Raw genomic sequence first — 18,392 nt, forward strand, 5'->3', positions numbered from 1 at the left:
CGGATTTCCTTCGCTGGCCTGGGGCGCTAGAGGCGGCGCATCTTCTAGGCACGGCAGGGTGTTCCTCGCAAGCCTGGACCGACCGAAAGCTTGAAAATGTCCGCTGCTTCCGCCTCCGCTGCCCGCAAATCGATGGCCCAACTCTATCGGGCCAGCGAACCCGATGTTCTAAAGCCGCTGCTCGACCGCGCCTCCGCGTCGCCCGATTCGCGCGAGCGGATCATCGGCCACGCCTCCGGCCTGCTCGCCGATCTGCGCGCGGCGCAGAACCGCGGCTGGGTCAACCAGTTCCTCCAAGAATATCGGCTCAATTCGTCGGAGGGCGTGGCGCTGCTCAGCCTTGCCGAAGCGTTCCTGCGCGTTCCCGATCCGGAGACCGCCGACCTGCTGATCGCGGACAAACTGGGCGATGCCGACTGGCGCGCGCATGCCGGCCAGTCGAACAGCAAATTGGTCAACGGCGCCACCTGGGGGCTGGTGGTCGGCCGCGTGCTCGTCGGCGAAGGGCCGTCGGGACCGCTGCGCCGGCTGATCGGCCGCGCCGGCGAGCCGTTCGTCCGCATGGCGGTCGGCGAGGCGATGAAGCGGATGGGCGAGATCTTCGTCATGGGCCGCACCATCGACGAGGCGATGCGGCGGATGAAGAAGCCCGACAACAAGGGCTTCACCGCCAGCTTCGACATGCTGGGCGAGGCGGCGCGGACGTTTGCCGACGGGCGCCGCTATTACGAGGCCTATGTCGGCGCGATCGACGCGGTCGGGCGCGATCCCGCCGCGGGCCATTCGATCTCGGTCAAGCTGTCGGCGTTGCACCCACGCTACGAAGTCGCGCGGTGGAGCGAATGCGTCCCCGCGCTGACCGAGATGCTCGAGGCGCTGGCGGTGCAGGCGGCGGGCAAGGGCATCGCGCTCACCGTTGACGCCGAGGAATCCGAGCGGCTCGAGATGAGCCTCGACATCATCGGCGCGGTCGCGGCGCTGCCCAGCCTCAAGGGCTGGGACGGCTTCGGCATGGCGGTGCAGGCCTATGGCAAGCGCGCGCGACCGGTGGTCGCCTGGGCGAACGAACTCGGCCGGGTGATGAACGTGCGGCTGGTCAAGGGCGCCTATTGGGACAGCGAGATCAAGCGCACGCAGGTCGAGGGGCTGAGCGACTATCCGCTGTTCACCCGCAAGGCGGCGACCGACGTCTCCTATCTGGCGGTGGCCAAGGACATGCTGGCTGCCGAGAACATCCGCCCCGCCTTCGCCAGCCACAATGCGCTGACCGTCGCGACGATCCTCGAATGGGCGGGCAATGCGCGCGACTTCGAATTCCAGCGGCTGCACGGCATGGGCGACGGGCTGTACGAGCGGCTGGTGCGCGAGAACGGCTATCACTGCCGCATCTACGCGCCGGTCGGCGGGCACCGCGATCTGCTCGCCTATCTGGTGCGGCGCCTGCTGGAGAATGGCGCCAATTCGAGCTTCGTCCACCAGCTCGCGGACGCGCGGCTGAGCGAGGACGAGATCCTCGCCGATCCGGTCGCGAAGATCGCCGCGGTCGGCGGCGCGCGCCATCCCAGCATCCCGCTGCCCAAGGATCTGTTCGCGCCGGGCCACCGCAATTCGAGCGGGCTCGACCTCAGCGATGTCGCGACGCTGGAGGCGACGGTCGCCGCGGTCAGACAGCCGCTGGCCCGTGCTGCCGGCGGCGAGGATGATGTGGCGATCGTCACGACGGCCGTCTCCCGTGCCCACACCGCCTTCCCCACCTGGTCGCGCACGCCGGTGGACGAGCGCGCCGCGTGTCTGGAGCGGCTCGCCGACCTGCTCGAAGCGCATCGCGACCGGCTGATGGCGATCTGCGTGCAGGAGGCGTTCAAGACCATCCCCGACGCGATCGGCGAGGTGCGCGAGGCCGCCGATTTCTGCCGCTATTACGCCGGCGAGGCGCGCAGCCGGTTGCGCGCGGTCGAACTGCCCGGACCGACCGGCGAGCGCAACATGCTGCATATCGAGGGGCGCGGCGTCTGGGCGACGATTGCGCCGTGGAACTTCCCGCTCGCCATTTTCCTCGGCCAGACGGTCGCGGCGCTGGTCGCCGGCAATACCGTCGTCGCCAAGCCGGCGCCGCAGACGCCCGAGATCGCCCGCGTCGCGGTCGAGCTCGCGCATCAGGCCGGCGTGCCGCGCGACGCGCTGATCCTCGTCCCCGGCGGGCCGCAGGTCGGCGCGGCGTTGACCGCGGACGTGCGCATCGCCGGCGTCGCCTTCACCGGATCGACCGCCACCGCCAAGCGGATCGCGCGCACGCTGGTGGCGGACGACGATCGCCCGATCGTGCCGCTGATCGCCGAAACCGGCGGGATCAACGCGATGATCGTCGACAGCACCGCTCTGCCCGAACAGGTGGTGGCGGACGTCGTCACCTCGTCCTTCCGGTCGGCGGGACAGCGCTGTTCGGCGTTGCGGCTGCTGCTGGTGCAGGCGGATGTCGCGGAGACGGTGATCGAGATGCTCACCGGCGCGATGGACACGCTGCGGCTCGGCGATCCGGCCGATCCGGCGACCGACGTCGGGCCGGTGATCGATCGCGCCTCCTACGACAAATTGATGGCCTATCGCGCCAGCGTCGCCGACCGCACGGTGAAGACGCTGCCCGCGCCGGCCGAGGGTCTGTTCGTGCCGCCCACACTGGTGCGGATCGACCGGATCGAGGACCTCGACCGCGAATGGTTCGGCCCGATCCTGCACGTCGCGACCTGGGAGGCGGGCAAGCTCGAGGAGACGATCGCGCGGGTCAATGCCAAGGGCTATGGCCTGACGATGGGCCTGCACAGCCGTATCGCGCGCGCCGCCGAGGTGACCGAGGCAGCGGCGGCGGTCGGCAACCTCTACATCAACCGGTCGATGATCGGCGCGGTGGTCGGCTCGCAGCCGTTCGGCGGCGAGGGCCTGTCCGGCACCGGCCCCAAGGCGGGCGGTCCGCACTATCTCTATCGCTTCTGCGCCGAGCGCGCGGTGTCGGTCGACACCACCTCGGCCGGCGGCAATGCGACGCTGCTCTCGCTCGACGAAGGGGGGATCTGAGCGGCGGCCCGCGTGTGGGAGGCGCGGGCGGATCGTGCGGAGGGTGGCCGCAAGTGCCGGCCCGGCAGTCCGGCCGGGGCAGTTCCAGATAGTCCTGAGACGCCTCGCCCCGCATGCTCAGGGCCCGTGAAAAGCTCCCTGCCAAAGACCAGTATTCCCGCGAAAGCGGGAATCCAGTAGCCAAGCAGAACAACGGCTTGCGGCAAGAAGACTCCGGGCTCCCCGCCTTCGCGGGAGCACTGCGAGCAAGTGTTCCGCAAAGACGGGCTGACGCGAGAATCTGAAAGACGGCCACGATATAGTTCGCGCGGAGGCGCGGAAGCGCGGAGAGGCGCGGAGATGCGCGTCCGGGCTGCACGAACCCACACACGGCAGGATGAACTCAGCCGCGCACCCAGCTGCCCTCCCGCACACCTGCGCCCCGGCGTGAACGGCCCACCGGAATGATCCTCTATAACGGATCAGACGGGGGGCATCATGAAGACGTGGGTGGCAGCGCTGGCGGTGTGTCTCGGCTTGCAGGGCGCCGCCGTGCCGGCGGCGGCGCAACCGGGGGTGCTGCACGACAAGGCGGCGATCGTCGCCTTCGACAAGGCGCTCACCCGGCAATATGGCGATGTCGTCGTCGGCCCCGCCAAGGCGACGCTGCATCTCGGGACCCGCTATTATTTCGTCCCGGCCGACGATGCGAAGGCGGTCATCGTCAAATTATGGGGCAACCCGCCCGACGCGGGGGAGGGCGTGCTCGGCATCGTCTTCGAAAAGGACCGCACCAGCTATGACAACGATTGGGGCGCGGTCGTCACCTACGATCGGACCGGCCACGTCAGCGACAAGGACGCGGCGTCCGAGGATTATGACGCGCTGGTCGCCGAGATCCGGGCGAACGAGCAGGCGGAGAATCCGAAGCGGCAGAAGGCCGGCTATCCGACCGAATATTTCGTCGGCTGGGCGCAGGCGCCGACCTACGATCCGGCGCGCCACGCACTGATCTGGGCGCGCAATATCCGCTTCTCCGACAGCAAGACCAACGTCCTCAATTACGACGTGCGGCTGCTCGGCCGCGACGGCGTGCTGAGCCTCAACATGATCTCGGGCATGCCGCAGCTCGTCGAGGTGCGCGGCGCGGCGCAGGCGCTCGCCGGCGCGGCGCAGTTCGCCAGGGGCGCCGCCTATGCCGATTACGACCCCTCGGTCGACAAGACGGCGGCCTATGGCCTTGCCGGACTGGTCGCGGCGGGCGCCGGCGTCGCCGTGGCGAAGAAGCTGGGCCTGCTCGCGATCCTGCTCGCCTTCGGCAAGAAGTTCCTGATCCTCTTCCTCGCCGCCGGCGCCGCCATCACCCGCTACGCCAAGGGGTTTGCCGGCCGTCTGCGCGGACGCGCACAGGGTGGGAGCGATGCAGAGGACGAGCCCGACACGAAGGAATGACGAGCGCGACTATTTGGCGCCCGGCTCACCCCCCGCGGCATAGGGCATCACCAGCGTGCCGTCGGGTGCGGCGGTGTAGTTGGTCTGCGTTGGATAGGGAATGGTGATGCCTTCCTCGGCGAAGCGGGTCATGATCGCCACCATGATCCGGTCGCGCATCGGATGCGCGGTCGCCCAGTCGTCGCCCGGAATGTCGAATTGCAGCGCGAAGTCGAGGCTCGACGCGCCGAACGTCTCGAAGCCCGACCGGGCGACCTTGCCGCCCTCCGCGACGACGATCTCGCTCAGCATCGCCGGGATGCGCGCCAGCGTTTCGGGCGGCGTCTCGTAGGCGGCGCCGATGGTGAAGGCGATGCGGATATGGTCGCGCACGCTGGTGTTCTGGATTTCCTTGTCGAGCAGCTGCTTGTTGCTGATCACCCGCAGCTCGCCGGTAAAGGCGCGGATGCGCGTGCTCTTGAGGCCGATCGATTCGATCACGCCGTTGGTGGTCCCGTAGCTGATCTTGTCGCCGCGGCGGAACGGCCGGTCGAAGATGATCGCCAGCGCCGCGAACAGGTCGCCGAAGATGCCCTGCGCGGCGAGACCGATGGCGATGCCGCCGACGCCGAGCCCGGCGACGAGGCCGGTGACGTTGACGCCCAAATTATCAAGTACGACGACCAGCGCGATGGCGAACAGCGCGACGGTGACGAGCAGCCGGATCAGCCCCATCGCCGACAGCAACGCCTCGCCGCTGTAATGTTCGCTGCTGGTGCGATGCTCGATCGCGCCGAGGATCAGCTCACGCGCCCAGATCGCCGCCTGGAAGACCGAGGCGACCGTCCACAGGAAATTGACCGTCGTCGCCACCTGGCTCGGCGCGCCGGCATAGCCGACGACCAGTTTGGCGGCGAGCATGATGATGAAGAAGTTGCTGGTCCGCGTCACCGCCCGGCCGAGGATCGTCCCCCAGCCGCGCCGGCCGACCTCCGCGCCGCACAATTTCTGGCCGAGCCGGCGCAGCCCGTGCAACGCGACCACGATCACCGTGCCGATCGCGAAGGCAATCAGGATCTGCAGCCAGTGGGTGTGCAGCCAGATCTCGCTGGCGGTGTAGAAGTCGCCGATCTGGTTCTGGACCGAACCGGCGTCGAAGATCGGCGCCTTGGCGGCGGCGGAGGTGGTATTGGACATGATCGACCTTGTCAGGCGGCTGCCTTGAGCATCGGCAGCGCCGCGGGGGTGCCCGCCTCCAGGAAGGCGATCAGACCGCGTTCGCAGCGGCTGAGGTAGCGGGCGGAACGCGGCAGACGCAGCGCCTTGCGGAATGCGCTCTGGCCCTGTTTGACGAGGCCGATGAGCGAGGGGTGGACATAGCTCTTGCGCGCGATCGCCGGCGTATTGCCGAGCCGCGCGACGACCGGCTCGAGCAACGCCTTGAGGCTGAGGTCGGCTTGCGCATGGGCGAGCGCCTCGAACGCGGTGACGCTCGCGCCCCAGGTGCGGAAATGCTTGGCGGTGAAGTCGCCGCCGCCGACGCGCCGGATATAGTCGTTGACGTCGGACGAGGTGACGGGATGCGCCATGCCATCGTCGTCGACCCAGGCGAACAGATGCTGTTCGTCGAGGTCCTGCATCTTGCGCACCGCCGCGGCGAGGCGCTTGTCGGTGACGCGCATGTCGCGTTCCTTGCCCGACTTGCCCTTGTAGCGCAGCTTGAGCGTCGCGCCGCGCACCTCGCCATGGCGCTTGCGCAGCGTCGTCGCGCCATAACTGGCATTCGCCTGCGTATAGGCTTCGTTGCCGACGCGGATATGGCCGATGTCGAGCAGGCGGACGACCGCGGCGACGGCGCGGTCCTTGGTCAGGCCGCGGCTGGCGAGATCGGCCTCCACCTGCTTGCGGATGCGCGGCAGGCAATGGCCGAAATCGGCGCATTTCTCGTATTTCGCCGCCTCCTGCGCCTCACGGAAGCCGGTGTGGTAGCGATATTGCTTGCGGCCCTTCTCGTCCCAGCCGACCGCCTGGATATGGCCGTTGGCTTTGGGGCAGAACCACGCGTCGCGATAGGCGGGGGGCAGGCCGATCGCATTGAGCCGGTCGATCTCGTCGCGGTCGGTGATGCGCGCCCCCGACGCATCGAAATAGCCCCAGCCGTGGCGCATCTTGCGCCGGGTGATGCCGGGTTTCGAATCGTCGCAATAGACCAGACGCGCTGCCACCCTTTGCTCCTCGTCGACGGGGAAAGAGGAAATGCGTGGGCCATGCGGAGTGTTCCGGGAACGTCGGGCCGGGGTGGCGGTTGGTGCCGCGCATCCCAGGAGACATGACATGGCCGACCTTGCCCAAGCGCGCGTGCTGATCCTCGCCACCGACGGGTTCGAACAGGACGAATTGTTCAAGCCGCGGCAGGCGCTGCTCGACGCCGGCGTGCAGATCACGCTGGCCTCGATCAAGACCGATCCGATCACCGGCGTCATCAACGACAGCGAAAAGGGGCAGAGCATCACCCCCGAGCTGACGCTCGATGCCGTCGACACCGACGATTATGACGCGCTGCTACTGCCGGGCGGCGTCGGCAATCCCGACAAGATGCGCCTGCAGGAGCGGGCGATCGAGATCGTCACCGAATTCATGGAAGACGACAAGATCGTCGCGGCGATCTGCCACGCGCCGTGGCTGCTGGTTGAGGCGGACGTGGTCGACGGCCGTCGCGTGACGAGCTGGCCGTCGGTACGCACCGATCTGGAGAACGCCGGCGCCGATGTGGTTGACGAGGCTGTGGTGGTCGACGGCAACCTCATCACCAGCCGCAAGCCCGACGATATCCCGGCGTTCAACCAGGCGATCCTCGACGCGCTGGCGGACGAGTTGGAAGAGGAAAGCGAGGACGCCTGAAGTCCTGCGGGCGAGCCTTGCTCGCCCGTATCGGTTCGCGCAGAGGACGCAGAGGTGCCGCGCAGCGGCTTTGACTCAGTTGAGGAGAGGCAAAGCGTCTCCGAAACCTGACCCTCCGCGCCTCCGCGCGAACCCGATACTCTAGAGCGACGCTCCGTTGATGAAGCGCTGCGCCGGACGCTCGACACACCGGTAGAGCACGACCGAAACGACCAGCAGCAGCAACAGATAGACCGCGATCAGCCGCGGCCCGAGCACCGGTGCGGCGAGCGGGATGCGGAACGCCTTCCACAGCAGGAAATGCGCGAGATAGGTCGCATAGCTGATCTCGCCGAGACCGTGCAGCAGGCGCCCCTCCAACGGATGGCGCGGACGTCCGGCGGTAAGGGCGAGCGCCAGCAGCAACGCGGCGAAGGTCGCCGGCGCGACGAGCGTTTCGGGTGCGCCAAGCGCCCAGCCGATGGCGGCGATCACGCCGATCGCGACCGGCGCGACGAGTGGCGGCCGGCGCAGGAAGATCGCCGCGAGGATCGTCCCGGCGCCGAATTCGGCGAGGCAGCGGACCAGCCCGAAGCGCGGAATATCGGTGCCGAGCGTCGGCGCCCCGCGCATAGCACCATGCAGCGCGAGCAGCAGCGCCGCGGCGACCGCACAGAGCGCGGCCAGCGGCACCCGCCGCCAGTCGATCGCGCGCACCAGCAGCGGGAAGAGCAGATAGGCGGCAAGTTCGCAGCTGATCGACCATGCGGGATCATTCCAGTGCAGCCGGTCGGTCAGCCCCCAATTCTGGACGAGCAGCAGGTGCAGCGGCAGCTCGGCGAACGGAAAGGCAGGGTCGCTGCGCCCGGTCGCGCGCAACAAGAGCGCGAGCGCCACCGCCGCGGCGAGCATCACCGCGTGCAACGGCCAGATCCGCGCCACCCGCTTGCGCAGGAACCGCGCCGCCGCGCCCGGCGCAGCGAGCCGCGCATGCCAGGTCAGCCAGATGACGAAGCCCGACAGCAGGAAGAACACGTCGACCGCCAAATAGCCTTTGGCGAGGAGGCGCTCGCCGGCAGCGGGCAGACCGGCGATTCCGCCGCGGATATGGTAGAGGACGACCAGCCACGCCGCGATCCCGCGCAGGCTGGTGAGCGCGCGCAGCTCGGTCATGCGACGGCGTTGCGGAGCGCAGGGCCGGCATCACGGCCAAGGCGGCGGCGCTGGGACGGTCGCCGACGGTGCTTATCCAGTAACCCCATAGATGCGGGACCTCCGCGGCCGTCTCGACCGCGCCCGAACCACGCCGTCACCCCGCACTTGGTCCGGCGTCCACCGTGCCGCAAACCTGACGGCTCAGGCTCTTGCGGGACCGTGGATGCCGGACCACGTCCGGCATGACGGAAGGGGTGTCGCTGGGATCCAGCGCTCGCCGGACGGCACGCAGCCCAACGGCGCGTCACCCCCGCAACCCTGGGCGCCTGCGTTCGCAGGAGCACGGGTGTCCCAAGCCGGCCACAGCCCGCCATCGCGTCGCTCACGCCGCCACCGGGCGCGGCCGCCGCATCGGCGTCTGCCCCGCTTCCGCGCGCCGCCGCGACAGATAGGAATCGAGGCCGATCTGCGCCCCGATCAGCATGTAGACGAAGGGCTGGAAGGCGATGGCGATGAACGCCGCGCCGAGCAGATAGACGAGATGCGCGGTCTGCAACGCCGCCGCCAACGGCCCCGCCCAGCCGAACTCGCCCGCCGGATCGCGGTAGCGGCGGCGCAGCACCTCCATCCGGACCAGCCCGATCACGCTGATGCTCAGCCACAGCAACAGCCCCGGATAACCCTGTTCGCCGAGCATCTCGAAATAGGCGCTGTGATAGCCGCGCGCCTTGTCGGTGATCGCCTGGTCGGTGATGCCGGGGTCGGCGCCGCTGCCGTCGGTCTTGCGGATCTCGTAGCGGATATGGTTGCCGCGATAGGCGTCGAAGCCGCCGCCGAACGGGTGGGTCTTGGCATAGTCGATCGTCCACTGCCACACCGCGATCCGGGTCGAGGCGGATTCATCGGCGTCATGGCTCTTGATCGTGCTCATCCGCTGCGTGAAGCTCGCCGGCAGGAACGGCACCGCGAGCAAGCCGGCGGCGCCGATCATCGCGAGGTAGAGCAGCTTGCGCTGCGTGTTGCGCAGCGAGAGCGCCGCGACGAGCAGGATGCAGAGCAGCCCGGTCCGCGTCGACGTGCCGACCGGGATCAGCAGGCAGGCGAAGACCAGGCACAGGCAAAAGCCCTTCACCTTCCAGTCGGGCGGGAAGATCGTGCCGTGGCGCATGAACCAGACGATCAGCGGCACGATCGCCACCGCGACGGTGGAGATGGTGCTGCCCTCGTACAGCCCCGAATTGTTGTTGACCATCAGGTCGAGCTGGCCATAGCCGCCACCGCCCGCCGCGGTCTTGATCCCGCCGACGATGATGATCGACGCGGCGGACAGGATCATGAACAGCAGCAGCGCCTCGATGCGCAGCCGCGTCCGCAGCGTCAGCGGCAGGAAGGCGGCAAAGGCGAGGCATTTCCACACCCAGTCCCATTTGTCCTTGGCGTCGTGTGGGAAATCGGCGCCGGCCGTGGTCGCCCAACAGTAGAGCAGCAGCAGCACGATCAGCCCCTGCCGCGGCGCGAACCGGCTGTCGCTCTTGTCGTCGATCAGCAGCCAGCCGCCCACCGCCAGCGCCACCGCGATCAGCGAGATCGGCACGCTGTTGAGGAGGATATAAGTCAGCCGCTGCGGCGAGACGATGTCGATATAGACATAGGCGAGCACGAGCAGGAACGGCCGCCGCAACCCCATGCCGAAGATCGCGGCGAGAAAGGCGACGAAGACGAGGTCACGCACCGGGCGGCAGATCCTGCGGCGGCGGCGGAGTCGCGCCGCGCCCGCGTGCGCGCCAGTGACGCGGCGCCGGCGATTCCGCATCGAGGTCCGGCCGTTTGAGCAGCAGCCAGGCGGCGAGCAGCATCAGCGCATGGGTGATCGCCAGCGACAGATTGTCGATCATCGAAGGGCGCCGGTCCGCATGGCCGCAGCCTATGCGGCGCACCGGGTTGATGTCACGTTAAGTCCCGCGCGTCGCCGCGATTGACGCGTCCTTAAACCCGCGTGGCATAAGGCGTGGCGATGCGCATCCTTCACGTCCTCGATCACGGCCTGCCGCTGCAGAGCGGCTATACCTTCCGCACCCGCGCGATCCTCAAGGCGCAGGAGGCGCGCGGGTGGCAGGTGGCGGCGGTGACCGGGCCGCGGCAGGGGGCGGTGGCCGATGCGGTCGAGTCGGTCGACGGGCTGACCTTCCACCGCACGCTGGCGAAGCGCCCGGCGGGGCTGGTCGGCGAGGTGGCGGGGATCGCCGCCTTCGCGCGGCGGATCGCGGCGGCGGTGGATGCCTTCCGGCCGGATATCCTGCACGCCCATTCGCCGGTGCTCGGCGCGCTCGCCGCGTTGCGCGTCGCCCGGCAGCGCGGCCTGCCGCTGGTCTATGAGATACGCGCCTTTTGGGAGGACGCCGCGGTCGGCAACGGTACCGGGCGCGAGGGCTCGGCACGCTATCGCGCGACGCGGGCGCTCGAAAGCTGGGCGGTGCAGCGCGCCGATGCGGTGGCGGTGATCTGCGACGGGCTGCGCGACGACCTGATCGCACGCGGCATCGACCGCGAGAAGATCGTCGTCTCGCCCAATGGTGTCGATCTCGACCTGTTCGGTGAGCCCGCCGCGCGCGACGCCGCGCTCGCCGACAGTCTCGGGCTCGGCGATGCCGAGACGATCGGCTTCATCGGCAGCTTCTACGATTATGAAGGGCTCGACGATCTGATCGCGGCGATGCCGGCGCTGGTCGCGACACGGCCCAAGGCGCGGCTGCTGCTCGTCGGCGGCGGGCCGATGGAGGCGGCGCTGCGCGCGCAGGCGGCGGCGTCGCCGGTGGCGGCGGCGATCCGCTTCGTCGGCCGGGTGCCGCATACCGAGGTGGAGCGCTATTATGCGCTGGTCGACGTGCTCGCCTATCCGCGCAAGGCGATGCGGCTCACCGACCTGGTGACGCCGCTCAAGCCGCTCGAGGCGATGGCGCAGGGCAAGCTGGTCGCGGCGTCCGACGTCGGCGGGCATCGCGAGCTGATCCGCGACGGCGTCACCGGCACGCTCTTTCCCGCCGACGATCCGGCGGGTATCGCGGCGGCGCTCGCCACGCTGCTCGCCGATCGCAGCGGCTGGGCGCGGCGGCGGACGGCGGCGCGCGCCTTCGTCGAACAGGAGCGTAACTGGTCGTCAAACATTGGTCGTTACGAACCAATTTACCAGCGGCTGACCATGGCCGCGACAGTGGATGGATCATGGCAGCGTTCCCCGGCCAATCGATGACAGCACGCTCCACCGCCTGGATCGCGCCGACCGGCGGCATCGCCGGCGGCATCGCGGTGGCGGCGCTCTTCCTGCTCGTGCCGCAGACCGTGCTGGAGGATTGGGTATGGCAGAGCGGCATGCCGGCGCTGATCGCCGCCGCCGCGCCGCCGCTCGGCGCGACGGCGCGTGCGCTGCTCGCGCTCGGCGGCGGGCTGGTCACCGCGGCGGTGGCCTGGTCGGCGCTGTTCCTGTTGTTCGGCGCGGGTGGTCTGTTCGCGCGCACGGCTGCGGCGGACACCGGCGTGCCGGTGCTGCGCCGCGCCGACGCGCATCCCGATGCGCCGGCGCGCCGGCCGATGTCGGCGGCCGATCTCGGTACGCCGCTGCCGCCGCCGACGCCGCCGGCCGCTGCGGACGAGCCGCCGGTGGTGCAATCGATCCCGGTCGATCTCAACCAGCCGCTTGCCGCCTATCACCCCGGCGCGCTGCCCGACGTGCCGCGCGAACCCGTCCGCCCGGTGATGCCGCTGCGCCCGCCGGTGTCGGTCGTGGAGCCGGAGCCGGTGGCGATCGAACCTGAGCCTGAGCCTGAGCCTGAGCCTGAGGTGAAGCCGGAAGACGAAGAGAGTGTCGAAGCCGCGCCGGCCATCACCGAACCTGTCGCTGAGCCGATAGTCGAAGCCCCCGCTGCATCTCCCGCACCCGCACCCGCACCCGCACCCGCATCCGCGCCTGCGCCTGCGGAAGTGCCATCGATCGAATCGCTGCTCGACCGGCTTGAGCGCGGCACGCGGCAGCGACGGCGCGCTTAGCACCGCGACGAATGTTGTCGCGCAGAGGCGCGGGGGGCGCAGAGGTGTGCTGCGGGCGCTTCCTCTCCTCGCCGATGCTGCACGGACGCTTCACCCCATTCTCTCTGCGTCCTCTGCGCTTCCGCGTGCATCCCTAACCCGCCCGCCGACCGCGTCCGGCCGGTTTAGAGCATCGGGTATCGTCTTCCCGCCACGCCTCTGCTAGCGTGAGCCGGCAAGGCGAGGGGATGGCGATGGCCGAGGCGACGGCGGGGGCAGGCGAACAGCGGGCGTCGCCTTATGCCTGGTACGTGCTCGGCATCCTGTTCGTCGTCTATGTCCTCAATTTCATCGACCGGCAGGTGATCGCCATCCTCGCCGAGGAGATCAAGCGCGACCTGCGGCTCAAGGACGAGGATCTCGGCTTCCTCTACGGCACCGCATTCGGCGTCTTCTACGCGCTGTTCGGCATCCCGCTCGGGCGGCTCGCCGACACCTGGCATCGGGTGCGGCTGATGACGGTGGGGCTCGCCTTATGGTCGGCGATGACCGCGCTGTCGGGTTTCTCGCGGACCGGGGGCGAGCTTGCCGCGGCGCGGATCGGTGTCGGGGTCGGCGAGGCCACGGCATCGCCCGCCGCCTATTCGCTGATCTCGGACCATTTCCCCAAACGGCTGCGGGCGACCGCTCTGTCGATCTATTCGGCGGGCCTGTACGTTGGCGGCGGCGTGTCGCTGTTCCTCGGCGGGATGGTCGTGCAGAACTGGAACCGCGCCTTTCCGGCCGGCGGCCCGCTCGGGCTGGTCGGCTGGCAGGCGGCGTTCCTCGTGGTCGGCCTGCCGGGGTTGCTCGTCGCGCTGTGGATCGCGACGCTGCGGGAGCCGGTACGCGGGCTGGTCGAGGGGCTTCCCGCACCGCCGCCGCATCCCGCGCCGTTTCGCGCCTTCGCCGCCGAGCTGCTCACCATCCTGCCGCCGCTGACGCTGATCGGTGCGTGGCAGGGCGGGGCGCGCGCGCTGTTCGTCAATCTCGCCGTGCTGGCCGGGGTGGCGGCGCTGGTGACGCTGCTGATCGCGCTGGGCGAGCCGGCGCCGCAGTGGATCGCGGTCGGCACCGGCGTCTATGCGGTCTTCTCCTGGGGCAGCGCGCTGCGGCGGCGCGATCCGGCGACCTTTGCGCTGATCGTCGGCACGCCGGCGTTCGTCTGCACCGTGGTGGCGTACGGGCTGATCGCCTTCCTCGCTTATGCCGCCAATTTCTGGGCCGCGCCCTACGCGCTGCGTGTGCTCGGCGAGACGCCGGCGCATGCCGGGCTGTGGTTGGGCAGCAGCGGGGCGCTCGCCGGCTTCCTCGGCGTGACGATCGGCGGGCTGGTCGCCGACCGGCTGCGGCGGCGCAATCCGGCGGGGCGGCTGATCGTCGTCCTCGCCGGCGCGACGCTGCCGGTGCCGTTCCTGATCGGTGCCTTCACCGCGGGCGACGTGTGGGTGTTCTATCCCAGCCTGTTCCTCGCCGGGCTGACCGCGAGCGGCGCGCTCGGCGCGGCGGCGGCGACGACGCAGGACCTCGTGCTGCCGCGGATGCGCGGTGCGGCGACCGCGACCTTCTTCATCGGCACGACGCTGCTCGGCCTCGCGCTCGGTCCCTATGCGGCAGGGCGGATCTCGACGCTGTCGGGCAGCCTGTCGATCGGAATGCTGTCGCTGCTCGCCGTCGTGCCGGTGACGGTCGCCTGCGCGGTCGCCGCCTACCGGCTGGTGCCGGCCGCGGAGGCGACGCGCGAGGCGAGGGCGGCGGCGGTGGAATGACCCGCCGCCGCGTCGATCAGGCGGCGGTGAAGACGCCGCAGGCGATACGGCCGCCGCTGTTGCCCGACGGATCGGTCATCAGATCGTCGGCGCCGGCATGGATGACGATCGCGGCGCCATCGGCGTCGAGCAGCCCCGCCATGGTCGCGCCCGGCACCGTCACGCCGAGCGTGCCGCGGCCGTCGGTGCCGACGATCAGATTGGGCAGGTCACCCTCATGCGGCCCCTGCGGGTTCATGCTACCGTGCTTCGCGGACGTCGGGTTCCAATGGCCGCCCGCGGTGGTGAAGTCGGGCGCGTCGCAGCGGCCGGTGGTGTGGATATGCGCGCCATGCGTCCCCGCCGGCAGGCCCTTGACGTCGACGGTGTAGCGCAGCCCGCCGGCCACCTCGGCAACATTGGCGTGCCCGGCGTCGAGGCCGTTGGCGGTGCGCAGGCTCGCGGTGGCGCGTGCGCCGCCCGAGATGGCGCTGCCGACGGCGACCGGGTCTTTCTGCGCGCAGGCGGCAAGCGCGAGCGACGACAGGCCGGCAAGGACGAGGATAACGCGCATCAAGGGTCTCCCGAGGTTTCCGAACGAACCGGCAGGACCTGCGGCGGTTCCGCCGGCGGCGCAAGGGGCCAGCGCATCACCGGCTCGTACAGCGCGCCGCCGTGGCCGAGATGGCTCTGGTAGAGGATGAGATGCGGCAGCACGAAGGCATCGCTGGCGAGCGCGGCGTGGCGCGCCAGCCAGGCATCGATCTCCGGCGCGGCACCGGCGCTGCGCGGCAGCCGGGCGAGCGTGACGTGCGGCAGATAGGCGCGCCGCTCGGGCGCAAGGCCGGCGCGCGTGCACGCCTGTTCGACCTTGCGGGCGAGGTGGTGCAGCGCCGCGGTCGGGGCGAGCCCCGCCCACAAGGTATCGGTTCGCCCCTTGTGCGCGAACTGGCCGACGCTGTGCAGCCGGACGCAGGGCGCCGGCGCATAGAGCGCGGCGAGCGCCGCGGCGACATCCTCCGCCTGCGGCCGGTCGACATCGCCGAGGAAGCGCAACGTGCAGTGCAATTGCGCATCGTCCTGCCAGCGCGCGGCGGGTACGCCGTCCATCGCGTCGAGCAGCGAATCGCGGATCGCGGCGGGCGGGCGGAGCGCGACGAACAGACGCATGGCGAGGGTAACGCCTCTTTGTAAAGTTCTGTTGCTTTGGAACCGGGACTTAGCCGGTTTCGCTTGAAATGGGACCACGGCAGGCCGATATTTCGGTCATCCGGCATGTGGTCGGTAAAGGAGTTTTGGATACCATGGCTAACTGGTCTGACCCCCGGCCGAGCGCCGCGCCGTTCGGGGCCACGCGCACCGACACAGCGCGCAGCGGTGCCTATGACGCGGGTCTGCGCTCGTACATGCTGTCGGTCTATAATTACATGGGCTCGGGCGTGCTGCTGACGGGCATCGTCGCGCTGCTGTTCGCCTGGGGCGGGGCCTCGTCGCCCGCGGCCCAGGTGTTCATGGGCGGTGGCTTGCTGCGCTACGTGCTGATGTTCGCGCCGCTCGGCGTCGTCTTCGCGATGAGCTTCGGGCAGGGGCGGATGCAGACCTCGACGCTGCAGATGCTGTTCTGGGCATTCGCGGTGCTGATGGGCCTGTCGCTGTCGACGATCTTCCTCGTCTATAGCGGGACGTCGATCGCCGGCGCGTTCTTCTCGACCGCAGCGGGCTTCGCCGGTCTCAGCCTCTATGGCTATACGACCAAGAAGGATCTGTCGGCATTCGGCACCTTCCTGATCATTGGCCTCGTCGGCGTGATCGTCGCCAGCCTGATCAACCTGTTCCTCCAGTCGAGCGTGCTCAATCTGGTGATCAGCATCGTCGGCGTGCTGCTGTTCGCGGGCCTCACCGCTTACGATACGCAGCGCACCAAGAGCCTGTATTTCCAGGTCGCGGGCACCAACATGGTCGGCAAGGCCGTGGTCATGTCGGCGCTGTCGCTCTACCTCGACTTCATCAACATGTTCCTCTTCGTGCTGCGTCTCTTCGGTTCGCAGCGCAACTGATCCGACCGGACCTCCGTCTGGTTCAACGAGCCCGGTGGCCACGGCCGCCGGGCTTTTTCGTGTGAAGGAATAGGCCGATGCGCCTCTCGATCGACGTCGCGCTCGATTACGCCATCCTCGGCCCGCCGAGCGACGTGCTGTTGCAGATCGAGGCGGCGGCGATGCTCGACCAGCGGATCGTTTCCGAATCGCTGACCGTGTGGAGCGACACGCCGGTGGTGGCGGCGCGCGGCGAGGAGGGGATCGGCCAGCGCTGCTGGATCCGCGCCGACGGCTGGCTCAAGGCGCATTATCGGGCGGAGGTCGAGGTGACGCGCGCGCCGGTCGATCTCGCCAGCCTGCCGGCGACGCCGGCGCGCGCGCTCGACGGCGCGCTCATCCCCTATCTGCTGCCGAGCCGCTATTGCCAGTCGGACCGCCTCGAAGGCTTCGTCCGCCGTCGCTTCGGCGGCATGGGCGGCGGCGCGCTTGCCACGGCGCTCGCCGACTGGGTGGCGGAGTCGCTCGACTATCGCGCCAATACCAGCAGCGGCGAGACGACCGCGATCGATACCTTCGCCAGTCGGTCGGGCGTCTGCCGGGATTACGCGCATCTGCTCGTCGCCTTGGCGCGGGCGGGCGAGATCCCGGCCCGCTGCGTCGCCGCCTACGCACCCGGCGTCGATCCGCCGGACTTCCATGCGGTCGCCGAACTGTGGCTGGACGGCGCGTGGCGGCTCGTCGATGCGACGCGGATGGCGCCCGCCGAGACGATCGCGCGCGTCTGCGTCGGACGCGACGCGACCGACATCGCCTTCATGACGGTGTTCGGCATCGCGCAGTTCGTCAATCAGACGGTCCGGGTCACCGCGGCGTGACTGACCGGCAGGAACGGAACGGCGCGGGCGAACGTTGCTGGTTGGTAAACTCAGGAGGGTGTCATCATGACCGGAATTGACGAAAAGGCTCTCGACAGCCTGTCGGTCGCGCCGAACGCCAGCAACCAGGAGCGTGACCCGCGCCAGGATGCCGGCCAGGACAAGTCGATCAACAAGCGGCTCGAGAAGAACCCAGACAGCGCCGACGCCCGGCTCGATGCCGGTCTCGACGAATCGATGGATGCGAGCGATCCGCCCTCGATGACGCAGCCCGGTCACGACCGCGATCCGGCGCCCTCGTCGGGCTTCGACGAAGAGGCCGAGCGCAACCGGTAACGCACGCGCCGATCGGATTGGATAAAGACGGCGGTTCCGCGAGGGGCCGCCGTCTTGCTATGGGCGATCCGGCTATCCTGCGACGTTTGCGACCAAAATCACTCCGCTCGTCGCAATCTATGTTGCGCCGCAGCAGCTTTCATGATGCTTTTGTGACGCGGGGCGTCCCACGTTCAGGATGTTGTTAACCAACATGAGCGAGGATCGTGCCGACTTCTCTGGCGGGTGGGGTGACGACATGGGTGCCAAGAACAGACCGGCGGAAGGCGCGATGACGCTGGCCGAAATGAAGGAATTCGCGAGCTTCCCCAGCTCGACGCAGCGCTATATCCGGCGCAGCCTCGATATCGGGCTTGATCGCGACGACGCCATGGTCCGCTGGTCGCGCGACGTGGTCGAGGCGGCGAGCATCCGCGCGCAGGCGCGACTGTATCGGGCACTCCCCGATCTGCGGCTGCTGGTGCCGGATGACGCCGATCTCGCCGCGGTCGAGCCGTTCCTCGCGCCGCTGGTGACGTTGGTCGGCTTCGATCTGGGGCAGGGGCGGCTGACCAGCTTTTCCGCGTTCCGCTTCCTCTACGAGCGGCTGATCGGCGCGGCGGCGCGGCCGTGGCTGCCGAGCGCCTTCTGCGCCGCGGCGGCGCTGCCGCACCTTCACCCGGAGCTGCGCCGCAAGCTGCTCCAGTCGATCAGCGAAGCGGCGGCGACCGCCTCGGGCTGGTCGAACCGCAAGCCGGCGTTCTTCCCGCACTGGGTCGAGAAGGTCGACACGGGATCGGCCGCCGCGCCGCACTGATCACGGCGGCGGCGGCGGC

The 18,392-nt window shown here is 69.4% G+C and carries 17 protein-coding genes; 10 read left to right on the forward strand and 7 right to left on the reverse strand.

The features are described from left to right. Positions 1–132: 132 nt before the first annotated feature. Both V8201_RS02350 and V8201_RS02355 read left to right on the forward strand, forming a co-directional pair. On the forward strand, positions 133–3,072 hold the full coding sequence (locus tag V8201_RS02350; protein WP_373276453.1) for an L-glutamate gamma-semialdehyde dehydrogenase: 2,940 nt from the start codon (positions 133–135) through the stop codon (positions 3,070–3,072). A 477-nt stretch (positions 3,073–3,549) separates the two neighbouring features. Further along, complete coding sequence (locus V8201_RS02355) at positions 3,550–4,503, forward strand: DUF2167 domain-containing protein (RefSeq protein WP_336544376.1); 954 nt, start codon at positions 3,550–3,552, stop codon at positions 4,501–4,503. 9 nt (positions 4,504–4,512) lie between these two features. Here the strand turns inward: V8201_RS02355 and V8201_RS02360 are convergent, their stop codons facing one another. Both V8201_RS02360 and V8201_RS02365 read right to left on the reverse strand, forming a co-directional pair. Beyond that, complete coding sequence (locus V8201_RS02360) at positions 4,513–5,679, reverse strand: mechanosensitive ion channel family protein (RefSeq protein ID WP_271299382.1); 1,167 nt, start codon at positions 5,677–5,679, stop codon at positions 4,513–4,515. A gap of 11 nt (positions 5,680–5,690) precedes the next feature. Beyond that, positions 5,691–6,707, reverse strand: a complete 1,017-nt coding sequence (locus V8201_RS02365) for a DNA topoisomerase IB (protein ID WP_037532164.1) — start codon at positions 6,705–6,707, stop codon at positions 5,691–5,693. Positions 6,708–6,816: 109 nt separating this feature from the next. Between V8201_RS02365 and V8201_RS02370 the strand changes: the two genes are divergently transcribed. Beyond that, positions 6,817–7,383 carry a type 1 glutamine amidotransferase domain-containing protein gene (locus V8201_RS02370; RefSeq protein ID WP_037532167.1) on the forward strand — a complete coding sequence of 189 codons (567 nt, stop codon included), beginning with the start codon at positions 6,817–6,819 and terminating at the stop codon, positions 7,381–7,383. Between the two features lie 141 nt (positions 7,384–7,524). Here V8201_RS02370 and V8201_RS02375 read toward each other — a convergent pair whose 3' ends face one another. The 3 genes from V8201_RS02375 to V8201_RS02385 all read right to left on the reverse strand — a co-directional run bounded on the left by V8201_RS02375 (position 7,525) and on the right by V8201_RS02385 (position 10,412). Next, entirely contained in the window at positions 7,525–8,535 is a 1,011-nt protein-coding gene (locus V8201_RS02375) for an acyltransferase family protein (RefSeq protein ID WP_336544377.1), read from the reverse strand. 364 nt (positions 8,536–8,899) lie between these two features. Further along, a complete protein-coding gene (locus V8201_RS02380) occupies positions 8,900–10,249 on the reverse strand; it encodes a DUF5935 domain-containing protein (RefSeq protein ID WP_037532171.1) in 1,350 nt (449 codons plus the stop codon). Continuing rightward, positions 10,242–10,412: a hypothetical protein gene (locus tag V8201_RS02385; protein ID WP_336544538.1), complete on the reverse strand. Its 171-nt coding sequence runs from the start codon at positions 10,410–10,412 to the stop codon at positions 10,242–10,244. The genes V8201_RS02380 and V8201_RS02385 overlap by 8 nt, the downstream gene beginning before the upstream one ends. Before the next feature lie 119 nt (positions 10,413–10,531). Here V8201_RS02385 and V8201_RS02390 point away from each other — a divergent pair, with 119 nt between their 5' ends. The 3 genes from V8201_RS02390 to V8201_RS02400 all read left to right on the forward strand — a co-directional run bounded on the left by V8201_RS02390 (position 10,532) and on the right by V8201_RS02400 (position 14,348). Then, on the forward strand, positions 10,532–11,767 hold the full coding sequence (locus V8201_RS02390; protein ID WP_336544378.1) for a TIGR04063 family PEP-CTERM/XrtA system glycosyltransferase: 1,236 nt from the start codon (positions 10,532–10,534) through the stop codon (positions 11,765–11,767). Further along, complete coding sequence (locus V8201_RS02395; protein ID WP_336544379.1) at positions 11,740–12,561, forward strand: hypothetical protein; 822 nt, start codon at positions 11,740–11,742, stop codon at positions 12,559–12,561. The genes V8201_RS02390 and V8201_RS02395 overlap by 28 nt, the downstream gene beginning before the upstream one ends. 233 nt (positions 12,562–12,794) lie before the next feature. Beyond that, positions 12,795–14,348 carry a spinster family MFS transporter gene (locus V8201_RS02400; protein WP_336544380.1) on the forward strand — a complete coding sequence of 518 codons (1,554 nt, stop codon included), beginning with the start codon at positions 12,795–12,797 and terminating at the stop codon, positions 14,346–14,348. A 16-nt stretch (positions 14,349–14,364) separates the two neighbouring features. On the opposite strand, the gene V8201_RS02405 is transcribed toward V8201_RS02400, so the two are convergent. Continuing rightward, positions 14,365–14,901, reverse strand: a complete 537-nt coding sequence (locus tag V8201_RS02405) for a superoxide dismutase family protein (RefSeq protein ID WP_037532173.1) — start codon at positions 14,899–14,901, stop codon at positions 14,365–14,367. Continuing rightward, a complete protein-coding gene (gene thpR, locus V8201_RS02410; protein WP_336544381.1) occupies positions 14,901–15,497 on the reverse strand; it encodes an RNA 2',3'-cyclic phosphodiesterase in 597 nt (198 codons plus the stop codon). Before thpR ends, V8201_RS02405 begins: the two co-directional genes overlap by 1 nt. Before the next feature lie 134 nt (positions 15,498–15,631). Between thpR and V8201_RS02415 the strand changes: the two genes are divergently transcribed. The 4 genes from V8201_RS02415 to V8201_RS02430 all read left to right on the forward strand — a co-directional run bounded on the left by V8201_RS02415 (position 15,632) and on the right by V8201_RS02430 (position 18,373). Further along, the gene (locus V8201_RS02415) at positions 15,632–16,384 is read left to right on the forward strand and encodes a Bax inhibitor-1/YccA family protein (protein ID WP_037532177.1); all 753 of its coding nucleotides are present in this window, start codon (positions 15,632–15,634) and stop codon (positions 16,382–16,384) included. Between the two features lie 77 nt (positions 16,385–16,461). Continuing rightward, on the forward strand, positions 16,462–17,241 hold the full coding sequence (locus V8201_RS02420) for a transglutaminase-like domain-containing protein (RefSeq protein WP_336544382.1): 780 nt from the start codon (positions 16,462–16,464) through the stop codon (positions 17,239–17,241). Positions 17,242–17,307: 66 nt separating this feature from the next. Next, entirely contained in the window at positions 17,308–17,577 is a 270-nt protein-coding gene (locus tag V8201_RS02425; RefSeq protein WP_271299375.1) for a hypothetical protein, read from the forward strand. Positions 17,578–17,815: 238 nt separating this feature from the next. Continuing rightward, complete coding sequence (locus V8201_RS02430) at positions 17,816–18,373, forward strand: hypothetical protein (protein WP_037532184.1); 558 nt, start codon at positions 17,816–17,818, stop codon at positions 18,371–18,373. Positions 18,374–18,392: the final 19 nt, after the last annotated feature.

The organism is Sphingomonas kyungheensis (assembly GCF_037120395.1).
Taxonomy (GTDB): domain Bacteria; phylum Pseudomonadota; class Alphaproteobacteria; order Sphingomonadales; family Sphingomonadaceae; genus Sphingomonas; species Sphingomonas kyungheensis.

Bases quoted from the DNA above. Each gene is read 5' to 3' on its own strand.
- V8201_RS02430 (WP_037532184.1), top strand. From the start codon at position 17,816: ATGGGTGCCAAGAACAGACCGGCGGAAGGCGCGATGACGCTGGCCGAA.
- V8201_RS02360 (WP_271299382.1), bottom strand. From the start codon at position 5,679: ATGTCCAATACCACCTCCGCCGCCGCCAAGGCGCCGATCTTCGACGCC.
- V8201_RS02390 (WP_336544378.1), top strand. From the start codon at position 10,532: ATGCGCATCCTTCACGTCCTCGATCACGGCCTGCCGCTGCAGAGCGGC.
- V8201_RS02385 (WP_336544538.1), bottom strand. From the start codon at position 10,412: ATGATCGACAATCTGTCGCTGGCGATCACCCATGCGCTGATGCTGCTC.
- V8201_RS02370 (WP_037532167.1), top strand. From the start codon at position 6,817: ATGGCCGACCTTGCCCAAGCGCGCGTGCTGATCCTCGCCACCGACGGG.
- V8201_RS02395 (WP_336544379.1), top strand. From the start codon at position 11,740: ATGGCAGCGTTCCCCGGCCAATCGATGACAGCACGCTCCACCGCCTGG.
- V8201_RS02415 (WP_037532177.1), top strand. From the start codon at position 15,632: ATGGCTAACTGGTCTGACCCCCGGCCGAGCGCCGCGCCGTTCGGGGCC.
- V8201_RS02375 (WP_336544377.1), bottom strand. From the start codon at position 8,535: ATGACCGAGCTGCGCGCGCTCACCAGCCTGCGCGGGATCGCGGCGTGG.
- V8201_RS02420 (WP_336544382.1), top strand. From the start codon at position 16,462: ATGCGCCTCTCGATCGACGTCGCGCTCGATTACGCCATCCTCGGCCCG.
- V8201_RS02350 (WP_373276453.1), top strand. From the start codon at position 133: ATGGCCCAACTCTATCGGGCCAGCGAACCCGATGTTCTAAAGCCGCTG.
- V8201_RS02405 (WP_037532173.1), bottom strand. From the start codon at position 14,901: ATGCGCGTTATCCTCGTCCTTGCCGGCCTGTCGTCGCTCGCGCTTGCC.
- V8201_RS02400 (WP_336544380.1), top strand. From the start codon at position 12,795: ATGGCCGAGGCGACGGCGGGGGCAGGCGAACAGCGGGCGTCGCCTTAT.
- V8201_RS02355 (WP_336544376.1), top strand. From the start codon at position 3,550: ATGAAGACGTGGGTGGCAGCGCTGGCGGTGTGTCTCGGCTTGCAGGGC.
- V8201_RS02425 (WP_271299375.1), top strand. From the start codon at position 17,308: ATGACCGGAATTGACGAAAAGGCTCTCGACAGCCTGTCGGTCGCGCCG.
- thpR (WP_336544381.1), bottom strand. From the start codon at position 15,497: ATGCGTCTGTTCGTCGCGCTCCGCCCGCCCGCCGCGATCCGCGATTCG.